The sequence below is a fragment of the Anaerotignum neopropionicum genome (assembly GCF_001571775.1).
Lineage (GTDB): Bacteria > Bacillota > Clostridia > Lachnospirales > Anaerotignaceae > Chakrabartyella > Chakrabartyella neopropionicum.
Window position 1 is genome coordinate 1 of record NZ_LRVM01000016.1, and the last position, 11943, is coordinate 11943.

An 11943-nucleotide genomic window follows, 5' to 3' on the forward strand; every position below is an offset into this window, starting at 1 on the left:
AGAATACATTGACCCGTTTACGGGTGAGCAAGTGAGCACAGGCAAGAAGTAAACTGCTTTAGCAGTAGCCAGAGAATAAGAAACGGTTGGCAAACCGTTCAATGCATCTTTAGATGCAAGTTGGTAAAAGCCCCTTCTAGGGGCAGAGCAAACCACCAGCTGAGCTGGTGGTGATGATTAGGAAAGAAACATTAAAAAGGGTGCGTGGAAATTGCAGTAGCATTTTTATACCGCCCACTTATGAGCCAACGGGTGCGCATAAATCATTAAAAAAACAAAAATATAAAATTACACTCAAAAAGAGATATGCAAAAGGAAGGATGCATATCTCTTTTTTATAGATTTTATAGAAGTCTATACCCTAGGGAAGCGGTGATTAATTCCGTTTGCATATCTAATTTGCATATCTAATCGGTAAATTTTCCGCTTGGACGGCGTCAAAAAGCGTGGCAATAGCGCTGCTATTGCTGTGTTTTTTTCTTGCAAATTAAAAATTTCTTCGACTATCTGCATACCCTCCATTAAATCAGCGCTTACTTAGATAAGATAGATCATGTCATTTGTGGATGAATTGGGTGTGGATGAATACGAATTCAATTCGTTGGAGGATAGACAAACCTTGGATATTGCCCCTTCACAGCCCAAGATAGGGTAGATGGAAAATCTGGCTTTTGTAAAGCAAAAGCGATGATCAAACTTAATTACTTCTTGCAAAGACCAAAAATTTCAAGAAACCCGTATAGTAAGGGGAAGGATCAAGGGTGAAACCCGTATAGGAGTGTTTGAGGGAAAATCCCTCAAGATTTTTAGTTTGTATTCATCTGACAAATGCAATCATCTTTGCTTTATTGCAGATAGTGATATAGTTTATTGCCGCTATAAAGTAGGCTAACTGCCAAAATAGCCGTCAAACCTTCGGCAATGGGGATCGCCAACCAGACGCCGTTGATGCCAAATACATGGGGCAAAAAAAGAATGCAGAGCGTAACGAAAAAAAATGTTCTCAAAAACGAGATTATTGCAGACAGCTTTCCGTTGGACAACGCCGTAAAAAGGGATGAGGTGAAAATATTGATGCCTGCAAACAGAAAGCCCCAAGCAAAAATATGATACCCGTGGAGGGCAATTTCATAGGTCGCCGTATTTTTTGGTGTGAAAATTGCAATGGTGGGGGTTGCCATATAGAAAGAAAATATAGAAATTGCAACGGATGATACCAATATGATTCTAAGGCATAATTGAAACATCTTTTTCATTCTTTGTGCATTCCGATTACCGTAGATAAAGCTGAAGATTGGTGCAACCCCGCTGGCAAAGCCCATATATGCCGATGAAAATAAAAACTGGGCATACAAAATGATTGTGACTGCGGCAACCCCGTTTTGTCCTAAGGTTTTCATCATCGTCAGGTTAAATAAAAACGTAGTTACAGCCATGGCTCCTGAGGTCACCATTTCTGAAGAACCGTTTAAAATACTATTAAGAATCACCTTACCATCCCAGCGTGGCTTCACAAAAAAAAGAATGGCTCTGGGTTTAGCGAAGTACCAAAGGGGGAATAATCCACCGATAAGGAAGCTGGAAGCAGTGCCCCATGCGGCCCCTGCAATACCCCAATCCATTACCACAATAAACAGGTAGTCGAAAAAAATATTTGCAATGCCGGAGATTGCGTTTAACCATAGCCCGAGATGAGGCTTCCCAGCTGTTACAAATAAGGTTTGGAACAATACCTGTATAACGGCAACAAAATATAAGGACATAAGAATTTTACCATAATCCACGCAATATGGCAAAAGTACGGCATCGGCTCCTAAGAGGCGACATAGTGGCGTAATGAAGATAAAACAAAAGGCCGAAAAAACAAGACCTAGTGCTGCGGCAAAAATTATTATTAAAGTAAAACTGCGTCGTGCGTCGTCTATGCGTCCTTCACCCAGCGTTCGACCGATGACTGCACTGCCCCCAGCGCCCAGCATAATGCCTATACCCATCATAATATTGATGAGAGGAAACACAATGTTGGCCGCAGACAGTGCCGTAGTTCCTACATAACGGGAAACGAAAATGCCGTCAACAATGGTATAGGTGGCAACAAATATCAGCATAGTGATGGTTGGCAGCGTAAAACGCAAGAGAGAAGATAGATTAAAATCCTTTGCCAGTTCATTTTGCATAATAAAACCTCAATTCAATTTCAAAAAAAGCTTGGAAATGTTTTCTTCCTTAGACTTTAAACGGACTTTAGACAAAGCCAAAACCTTGAGGGCTTTGCCCTCAAACACCTACAAGGGTTTTGGTCATCACTTTTGCTTTGCAAAAGCCAGCTTCGCTGTCTGCCCTATCTTGGCAGTGAGTGGTCATCACTTTTGCTTTGCAAAAGCCAGCTTCGTTGTCTGCCCTATCTTGGCAGTGAGTGGTCATCACTTTTGCTTTGCAAAAGCCAGCTTCGTTGTCTGCCCTATCTTGGCAGTGAGTGGTCATCACTTTTGCTTTGCAAAAGCCGTCCTTGGGACAAATGACACTTTTTTGCCACTGCAACCTTGACCGGCGTAAACCCGCATAGAATGCGGATTTTATAAAGATTTTTGATCTTGCTTTTTAAAAAAGCAGTGGGTTTGGGCAACGCCCAAGGTTTGTCTTCGCTCTGAGGCATAGTGTTTTCCGCCTATAAACAGTAAAATGAATTCCACCACATTGTTTTTTTCGAAAGCATTTCAATCAAAGAGCTTGTATAGACTGCACTTTTTCTTCGTCGGGGGTTACATAAATAGTACGGTTAGTTAGATAAATAACCATACCTGGTTTTGCGCCGTTAGGCTTTTTCACATTTTTACGCAGCGTGTAGTCAACAGGTACCATGCTGCTGTTTTTTGCTTTGCTATAATATGCAGCCAAATTTGCTCCTTCTGCTAGGGCCATATCACTTGCTACACCTGTGCCGTTGGTTCTTATAATAACATGAGAACCTGGAATTTCTTTGGTATGGAGCCAAATATCCGTACTTTCGGCAAAGCGTAACGTTAATTCGTCATTTTGCAAATTGCTTTTTCCTACGAAAATGTCATAACCGTCAGACGATACAAAATGTAAGGGCTTGGCCTTTTTGGCTTTCGGTGTACCTTTTTTTGGTGCTTGACGGCGAATGAAACCGCTTTGTGCCAATTCCGTTCGGATTTCTGTTAAATCCGCTTCGTCAGCCGCACTTTCCAGAGCATTAAGCACACTTTCCAAATATTGAAGCTCATCATTGTTCTGTTTTTCCTGTATCTCCAATGCGGCGAGGGTTCTTTTTGCTTTATTATAGCGAGCGAAATATTTTTGTGCATTTTCCGCCGCAGTTTTTGTGGGGTCGAGGGTGATATCAATTTCCCCGCTGTTTTCATCATAAAAATCTATGGTACGAAAGGTAGTAACGCCCTTGGGTACGGCATAAATATTTGCAGTCAAAAGCTCGCCCTTTTTCTTCCATATTTCCATATCAGCCACATCCTTACGGGTTTTCAGCTGAATTTCTTTTTTCTTTATACAGCGGTCAATATTTGATGTGACCAAGCGATGCATATCATGGGCTTTTTGGCGAATGTGATAAGCATTATCTCGTTCTTGGTAGAAGCTCTCTAATAAAGAAGAAATGTCGGGAAAAGATTTTTGCTCTAAATCATTGAATTCCGTCATTTCCAAAACTGAAAAATCCATAACACGTTTGGAATTTGGATGGTAATAGATTTTCGGTGTAAAATTGGTCTGCTTTACCTCATCCATTGTGTTTACAAAAGCGGCAAATAAGGTTTCTCCCTGATCAGCCGTTGTTTGCTGACAAGCGTCAGAAGGCTCCAAGGCTGCGCGAAAACAAATTTCTCCTGCCATAATAGGGCTGATTCCCATATAATTTTTGTATAAGAATTCTTGCAGCTTTTGTCCTGCTTGCAATTGTAGGGAAAATAGAAAATCTGACTTTTCCGCCAAAAGCGGATTTTTTTTGTTTTGGGAGGGAGGGTAAACATAGTCTTTCCCGGGCAATACCTCTCTTACAGAGCTTTTCTCATGGGAAATCCGCTTGATAGAATCCAGAATACGTCCGTTTTCATCGGTTAAAATTAAATTACTGTGTTTTCCCATAATTTCCAAAATCAGATTTTTAACCGTCATATCGCCCAGTTCATTTGCTGACTCCACTTTTATGATTATAATGCGCTCAAAGGTCGGCTGAAAAATATCTACAATTTTCCCTCCGGCAAGGTGCTTGCGTAAAACCATGCAAAATAAAGGGGCTGTCATGGGGTTTTCTTTTGCGGTTTGTGTGAAATGGATTCTTGGGGTGCTTGAATTTGCGGAAACTAATATTTTATGGACAACGCCGGCGCCTCTTACCGAAAAACGAATTTCATCCGCCATCGGTTGATGGATTTTATCAATTCTGCCGCCAAGTAGATTTGTTTTCAATTCGTGTACAATTGCTGCTGTTGTGATACCGTCCAAAGCCATTAGGCGTTCCTCCTTGTTTCATGATTGATATGTCGGTATAGTATAACATAGGGAGAAAAATAATACATCTATGACAAAAATTAAAATTAGATTAAAAATTTGGTGCTATTTTTGGGTTTTTCCTTGATATTTGTTAGGGTATAGGCTATAATGGGGAGCAATATACACAAAGGAATAGGTGATTTTTCAAGAAATATTTTTGCGTTTTTGAAAGTGTGTAGCATTCTTTTGCGATAAAATGCAAAGATAATTTTTAATGCACAAGGTAGTATTGATAATAATATGTTTTAAAATAAAAAAATTGATACAGATTGTCTTGGCAAAAGTACACAGAGAGCAAGAGAGAGGAAAAGAATATGGAATCAAGTGTTAGAAGCATGACGGGATACGGCCGTGGGGAGCATATTGCAGAAGATAGAAAATTTACCATTGAACTAAAATCTGTAAATCATAGGTATAATGATATTAATATTAAGCTGCCAAGGTCTTTGATCAGCTTGGAGGATAAAATTAAAAAGCATATTATGAAGCAGGTTTTTCGGGGTAAAACCGATGTTTATATTGGCTTTGAAACCTTTGCTGTTGATGATGTTGATGTTAAGCTGAATGAAGTGCTAGCACAGGCATATGTGGGAAAATTGAAAATACTGCAGGAAAAAATGGGTCTTGAGGGCGGAAGTTTTTTTGATTTAACGGCAAAATTTCCCGATGTTCTCACCGTGGAAAAACCGCAGAAGGATGAAAAAGTTATTTGGGAGGCCTTGCTCCCAGCTTTGGACGAGGCAGTAACACGCTTTGTTGCAATGCGTCAGATGGAAGGTGGGGCTTTAAAAAGTGATGTTTTGGCAAAGGCAGAGCGAATTATTATTTTGGTTGACAAAGTGAAAGAACGCTCACCCTTGGTTGTAGAGGAATACAGAGATAAGCTCAACAACCGTTTAAAGGATTTGCTTGACGGCGTTGACATTGATCCCCAGCGTATTGCTACAGAGGTTGCAATTTTTGCTGATAGAGGCTGCGTGGATGAAGAAATTACACGCCTGAAAAGCCATTTGGTACAGCTTGCTGATATTTTGGAAAAAGGCGGGCAGGTTGGCAGAAAGCTGGATTTTCTTGTGCAGGAGATGAATAGAGAATCCAATACCATTGCATCGAAAGCAAATGATATTCAAATTGTTCAGGCAACCATTGAATTAAAAAGCGAAATTGAGAAAATTCGTGAACAGATTCAAAACCTAGAGTAGTTGGGAGTGGGCGCATGGATAAAATACAATTTTTAAATATCGGTTATGGAAATGTAGTCTCTGCAAATCGGGTGATTGCCATTGTCAGTCCTGATTCTGCCCCGATTAAGCGTATTGTGCAAGAAGGGAAGGAGAAGGGGAGTTTAATTGATGCAACCTATGGCAGAAAGACCCGTTGCGTGATTATTATGGATGATGGACATTTGGTGCTTTCGCCGAATATGCCGGAGACAGTCGGTGGTAGACTTTCAGCAGAGCAAAAGGGGAATTAACAATGAAGAAACAAGGAATATTGCTAATTATTTCCGGTCCTTCCGGTTCAGGCAAGGGAACGGTGGTAGAACAGCTTTGCAAAAAAGAAAATTTTTCACTTTCAATTTCTGCAACAACAAGGGCGCCCAGAGAGTATGAAAAGGATGGAGTTCACTATTTTTTTCATACGAAAGAAGATTTTTTGCTTATGCAAGAGCATAAGGAGCTTTTGGAATGGGCGGAATTTTGCGGAAATTATTATGGTACACCCCGTAAATACGTTGTAGAGCAACTACTGCAGGGGAAAAACGTAATCCTTGAAATTGAGGTGCAAGGAGCGTTGCAGGTGAAAAAGATTTATCCCGACGGTGTTTTGGTTTTTCTTATGCCTCCAAATCTGGAGGAATTGGGGAAGCGACTAACGAACAGAGGGACGGAAGACAAAAATACAATTAACCGTAGAATTCATAGGGCTTTAGAAGAAATGGAGCTTGTGGAAGAGTATGATTATGTTGTAATTAATGATACCATTGAAGAAGCTACGGAGGATTTATTTGCCATTGTTCAGGCGGAAAGAATGAAATGTAGCAGAAACCCTAATATTAAAAAGATATTTAAAGGAGAGATTTAATATGTTAAGACCTTCTTATACAGATTTATTGGATATTCTTAATCAGAAAACAAATGATATTACCATTGTTAGTAGATATACCATTGTTATTGCGGCAGCAAAAAGAGCAAGACAGCTGGTGGATCACGCAGAGCCCTTGATTGACAAAATTAAAGTGAATAAGCCTGTTTCTATTGCAGTGAGTGAACTTTATGAAGGGAAAATCAAGGTTCGCCAGGTTGCAAATACAGGATTTAGCGATGAAATGCTTTTGGTTGAGGATGCGGAAGAGGATTTTGAGGCAACAGAGGAATAAGAAAAGAATTGAGGGCGATAATCAAAACGTAACTTGCGCAAGTAAAAGGTTGTTTGCGTAAAAAATTTGATTATCGCCCTTTTATCACTAAGGAGTCTTTTCGATGAAAGGGGGGAGAAAAATGAAGTTTGCCAGAGTGATTGTGGGGATGAATAATCCGGAAACCGATCGGGTATTTGACTATCGTATCCCGGAGAAATTTGAGGATATTGCTATCCAAGGAATGCGTGTGATCGTGCCCTTTGGCAAAAAAAACACGAAAACGGAGGGCTATATTCTTTCCCTGTCTAACGTGAGCGAAATTTCCCAGGAAAAGCTGAAGGATCTCCTTGAAATTTTAGATGAGGGCAAGCCCATTTTTACCCCTGCAATGCTACGTTTGGCTGAATGGATGAAGGATAAATATTTTTGCACGCTTAACCAATGCCTGCAAGCGATTATGCCCAGCGGAATTCGAACAAAAAGTGTTTGGTATGCTTCCCTGACCGATAGGAAGGATATTCCTAAATGCGGAAAAATGGAGCAGACGGTTTTGGATGCTTTGGCGGATATGGGGGGTGCGGCAGAGCTTACGGAGATGGAAAAGATCTTTGGCAGAGGATGCAAAAGCATATTGCAGCAGCTTCAAAAAAAGAATATCATATCTCTAAAGCAGCGGCTTTTACGTTCGGATTTTAAAATTGAAAAGCGTTTTTTTTCTATTAATTTTAATGCTACGTTGTTGGAAAACGCAATGAAAAAGGCACAACAGGATAAACGCCTGCAAGGGCAGAAAATGCTCTTTGATTTACTTCTGGAAAAAGGAGAATGTTCCATGGAGGAAATCAAGGGGAAAGGTATAAATGATTCTCCTGTGAAAACATTGCTTGCAAAAGGGATGATACAGGAGCGTCGGGAAGAAAAAAAGAGGGCGGTTTTTTCCTTAGATGATTATGAAAAAACTTCTCCTTTTCATCCAACGTCACAACAGGCAAATGCTTTGGCAGTGATTGAGAAACAGCTTATAATTCCGGTGAAAAAGCCTATTTTGCTCCATGGAATAACGGGCAGCGGTAAAACGGAGATTTATATGCAAAGCATTGCCAAAGTCTTGGCAATGGGCAAGCAAGCGGTGGTTCTTGTTCCGGAAATTAGCCTTACGCCTCAAATGATGGAGCGGTTTATTTCCCGTTTCGGGGCGGCTGTTTCTATTACCCATAGCAGGCTTTCTGCGGGGGAGCGGCTGGATCAGTGGAAAAAAGCCAGAGAGGGGGAGGTTTCCGTAATCATCGGCCCAAGGTCTGCGCTATTTATGCCCTTTTCTAATTTGGGAATGATTATTGTTGATGAGGTGCATGAAAATAGCTATATATCCGACATTACCCCTAAGTATGATGCTAGGGAAGCAGCCAAAAAGCTGGCAGAGGACACCGGAGCTGTTCTCATCATGGGAAGTGCAACCCCCGATTTGGTGACATACCATAAGGCGACTATGCGTGAATACCTTTTACTAGAGCTAACGGAGAGAACCGGAGGCGGGTTTCTTCCCCAAATGCATATCGTTGATATGCGCAAGGAATTAGAGGAAGGGAACCGATCCTCTTTTAGCCGGGTTTTGCAACAGGAAATTGCAAAAAATTTGGAAAAAGGGGAGCAAACCATGCTGTTTTTAAACAGAAGGGGCTTTGCAACCTTTGTATCCTGCCGCAGCTGTGGACATGTGATGCGCTGTAGGGATTGCAACATTTCATACACTTATCATGCAAAAGAGAACGCCTTGATGTGCCATTATTGCGGAAAAACTGTGGAGAATCCTAAGACTTGCCCTGTTTGCGGTTCAAAATATATCCGCTATTTTGGCACGGGTACCCAAAAAATTGAGGATGAGGCAAGACGGTTGTTTCCTAAGGCAAAAATTCTCCGCATGGATTTGGACACCACATCTGGAAAGGGTAGCCATAATCGAATTTTAGAGGCATTTCGCCATGGACAAGCGGATATTTTGGTGGGTACGCAAATGATTGCAAAGGGTCATGATTTTCCCAATGTATCTTTGGTGGGCATTATGGCAGCCGATACCTCTTTAAATACAGGCAGCTTTTATGCTTCGGAAAATACTTTTCAGCTGATCACCCAGGCAGGTGGAAGGGCAGGGCGGGTTAACGATACGGGGCGGGTTTATGTGCAAACCTATCAACCCAAGCATTATGCAATTACCCATGCCGCCAAGCAGGATTATAAAGGCTTTTATGGGGAGGAAATATTACTGAGGTACATGATGGGATACCCCCCCTTTGGCGCTTTTTTCTCCGTTTTGGTAAGCGGGCAAAATGCACAGGAAACGGTTTTGGCGTCGGAAGGCTTAGGAAGGTTATTTCAGGAGGGAAATCAAGACGGGAACTTTTTCGTTATGGGGCCTGTGGCGGCAGTACTATCCAAATTTAGGGGGGAATTTCGCCAGAGAATTTTGATTCAAGGAAAGGAAGAAGAAGCTTTGGCGCAATTTGTGGTGCGTATTGTTGAAAAAGCTAAAAAAAATACAAAGAAAGAAATTTATTTTAATTTAACCCCAAATCCGATGAATATTGTGTAACTTTGTTTTTTATGTTAAAATATTGAGTAAACATTTCCAAAACCATTACTTTTTAAGGATTTCTCGAGTATAGCATGGTTTTTATCTATGGTTTGCGAATATAAAATTAGTTAAGGGGTAAAAAAGAAGCTTGTTTCTGAATGGATTGTATTTTTAGGAGGTAAGATAAATGGCAACAAGGGAAATTCGCGTGAGTACAGACGAAGTTTTAAGGAAAACTTGTAAGCCTGTAAAAGAGATTAACGAAAAAATATTAACACTATTGGATGATATGGCAGAAACCATGTACGCCTCAAACGGCGTTGGACTTGCGGCGTCCCAAGTGGGTATTTTGAAAAGAATTGTTACGATTGATGTTGGAGAAGGTTTAGTTGAGCTGATTAACCCTGTGATTGTGGAAAAAAGAGGTTCTCAGATTGATTATGAAGGCTGTTTGAGTGTTCCGGGAAGAAGCGAATTGGTGGAGCGTCCGGAATATGTGAAGGTTGAGGCGTTAAATCGTAACGGAGAAAAGATTGTTGTGGAAGGGGAAGAACTGATGGCAGTGGCACTTTGCCACGAAGCCGATCATTTGGATGGGATTTTATATATTGACAAAGCCATTCCAGCAGAAGATGTGGAAGAGGTTTAAGGAGGAACGGCCCGTGAGAGTGATTTTTATGGGTACACCGGATTTTGCGGTGTATTCTTTAAAGGCATTGTTGACACAGCATGAAGTTATTGCCGTTGTGAGCCAGCCGGATAAGCCAAAGGGCAGAGGAAAAAAGCTTGTGCCCACACCTGTTAAAGAGTTTGCTTTGGCCCAGGGGCTTCAAGTTTTTCAGCCGGAAAAAGCAAGGGATTTGGAATTTGTTGCACTTTTAAAAGAGCTTAATCCCGATGTGATTGCCGTAACTGCTTTTGGGCAGCTTTTGCCCGAAAGCATTTTGAATATTCCCCAATATGGCTGCATTAATGTGCATGGTTCTTTGCTCCCTAAATACCGTGGCGCGGCACCGATGCAATGGGCCATTATTAACGGGGAAAAAGTAACAGGAATTACTACCATGTTTATGGCCAAGGGCATGGATACAGGAGATATGCTTTTAAAAACGGAGGTGAAAATTACTCCCCAGGATAATTTTGCTTCTATTCATGATAAAATGGCACAGGCAGGAGCAGGCTTGCTTTTGGAAACCTTAGATGCCTTGCAGGCAGGAACGGTGGAAAGAGTTCCGCAAGACCATGAGGCCGCCACCTATGCGCCTATGATTACAAAGGAAACAGGGCACATTGATTGGACAAAAAGCGCATGGGATATTATTAATTTAATGCGTGGGCTGGATCCGGCACCCGGGGCATATGCAATTTGTGAGGGGGAACCCTTGAAGCTTTTCAAGGGGATGAAAGCAGAAGGGGACTATCGTCAGGGGAAACCCGGCGAGGTTATAGATATTACAAAGAAGGGGTTCGTCGTGAAATGCGGCGATGGAGCGTTGACCATTACGGAATTGCAAGCGATGGGCAAAAAACGTATGCCTGCGGATGCGTATTTAAGAGGTCATGCAATGAATAAGGGCGTCCTTTTACAGTAGTCTTTTTAAGAGAATGCTGATTCATTTTGTGGGTGCATCTAATGACCTGCACGCCTAATATGAAATCAGCGTTACCTGAGGCGTTACAAAAATAAAGGAGGAACCAATTATGTTTATTTTATTAATTTTGGCAATTATACTTTCGCTGTATGCACAGTCGAATGTAACAGGAACATACAACAAATACGCGAAGGTGCAAAACAGACGGGGATATACAGGAGCACAGGTCGCAACGATGATGATGGAAAATACAGGGGTTTATGATGTTACCGTGGAAAGAGTTGCGGGGAACCTAACCGACCATTATGACCCTCGTACCAAAACCTTACGTCTTTCCCAAGGCGTATACGACAGTACATCAGTAGCGGCATTAGGCATAGCTGCCCATGAAACAGGCCATGCCATTCAGCATGATGTGGGGTACGGACCTCTTGCGCTACGCAGCATTCTTGTTCCCGTTGCAAATTTAGGTTCAAGAATGGCTATGCCGTTGATTTTCATGGGTATGCTTTTTTCCAGCAGTAGCGGCAATTTTATGATTCAGTTGGGAATTATTTTCTTTGCGGCATCGGTGGCATTTACCTTGATTACCTTGCCTGTTGAATTTGATGCGTCTGCAAGGGCCATTGACCTATTGGTAGACCAAAGCTTTTTGGATGAAAGTGAAATTGGCGGAGCAAAAAAAGTGCTGAAAGCGGCGGCATTAACCTATGTTGCGGCAGCCATCGTGGCTGTTGTCCAGTTATTGCGCTTAATTGGTATTTTTGGCAGAAGAAACAACTAAGTATAAAAAAGGCTGATTTTTTTTAACCGAAAATCGGCCTTTTGCCATTTCTTGCAAAAGGTTAAAATCACCTGTAAAATGGCGAAAAATGTTGCTCAATGGC

General features: G+C 41.5%; 11 protein-coding genes. 8 read left to right on the forward strand and 3 right to left on the reverse strand.

All coding sequences use genetic code 11. The annotated features are described in order from the left end of the window. Positions 1-845: 845 nt before the first annotated feature. The 3 genes from CLNEO_RS14540 to CLNEO_RS14555 all read right to left on the reverse strand — a co-directional run bounded on the left by CLNEO_RS14540 (position 846) and on the right by CLNEO_RS14555 (position 4488). Complete coding sequence (locus tag CLNEO_RS14540; protein WP_066090806.1) at positions 846-2177, reverse strand: MATE family efflux transporter; 1332 nt, start codon at positions 2175-2177, stop codon at positions 846-848. A gap of 100 nt (positions 2178-2277) precedes the next feature. Beyond that, complete coding sequence (locus CLNEO_RS14545) at positions 2278-2541, reverse strand: hypothetical protein (RefSeq protein WP_157723607.1); 264 nt, start codon at positions 2539-2541, stop codon at positions 2278-2280. Positions 2542-2721: 180 nt separating this feature from the next. Further along, positions 2722-4488 (reverse strand): Rqc2 family fibronectin-binding protein, encoded by a 1767-nt coding sequence (locus CLNEO_RS14555; protein WP_066090815.1) that lies wholly within the window; start codon positions 4486-4488, stop codon positions 2722-2724. 356 nt (positions 4489-4844) lie between these two features. Here CLNEO_RS14555 and CLNEO_RS14560 point away from each other — a divergent pair, with 356 nt between their 5' ends. From CLNEO_RS14560 to CLNEO_RS14595, 8 genes are all read left to right on the forward strand, one after another. Further along, positions 4845-5732 carry a YicC/YloC family endoribonuclease gene (locus tag CLNEO_RS14560; RefSeq protein ID WP_066090818.1) on the forward strand — a complete coding sequence of 296 codons (888 nt, stop codon included), beginning with the start codon at positions 4845-4847 and terminating at the stop codon, positions 5730-5732. A gap of 14 nt (positions 5733-5746) precedes the next feature. Further along, positions 5747-6004 (forward strand): DUF370 domain-containing protein, encoded by a 258-nt coding sequence (locus CLNEO_RS14565; protein ID WP_066090821.1) that lies wholly within the window; start codon positions 5747-5749, stop codon positions 6002-6004. Between the two features lie 2 nt (positions 6005-6006). Further along, positions 6007-6615, forward strand: a complete 609-nt coding sequence (gene gmk, locus CLNEO_RS14570) for a guanylate kinase (protein WP_066090824.1) — start codon at positions 6007-6009, stop codon at positions 6613-6615. 1 nt (position 6616) lies between these two features. Continuing rightward, positions 6617-6910, forward strand: coding sequence for a DNA-directed RNA polymerase subunit omega (gene rpoZ / locus CLNEO_RS14575; RefSeq protein WP_066090826.1), 294 nt, complete (start codon positions 6617-6619; stop codon positions 6908-6910). 121 nt (positions 6911-7031) lie between these two features. Continuing rightward, positions 7032-9482, forward strand: coding sequence for a primosomal protein N' (priA, locus tag CLNEO_RS14580; RefSeq protein ID WP_066090908.1), 2451 nt, complete (start codon positions 7032-7034; stop codon positions 9480-9482). Positions 9483-9651: 169 nt separating this feature from the next. Continuing rightward, the gene (gene def, locus CLNEO_RS14585) at positions 9652-10113 is read left to right on the forward strand and encodes a peptide deformylase (RefSeq protein WP_066090830.1); all 462 of its coding nucleotides are present in this window, start codon (positions 9652-9654) and stop codon (positions 10111-10113) included. A 13-nt stretch (positions 10114-10126) separates the two neighbouring features. Then, positions 10127-11056 carry a methionyl-tRNA formyltransferase gene (gene fmt / locus CLNEO_RS14590; RefSeq protein ID WP_066090833.1) on the forward strand — a complete coding sequence of 310 codons (930 nt, stop codon included), beginning with the start codon at positions 10127-10129 and terminating at the stop codon, positions 11054-11056. 109 nt (positions 11057-11165) lie between these two features. Next, on the forward strand, positions 11166-11840 hold the full coding sequence (locus CLNEO_RS14595) for a zinc metallopeptidase (RefSeq protein WP_066090836.1): 675 nt from the start codon (positions 11166-11168) through the stop codon (positions 11838-11840). The last annotated feature ends 103 nt before the right edge of the window (positions 11841-11943 follow it).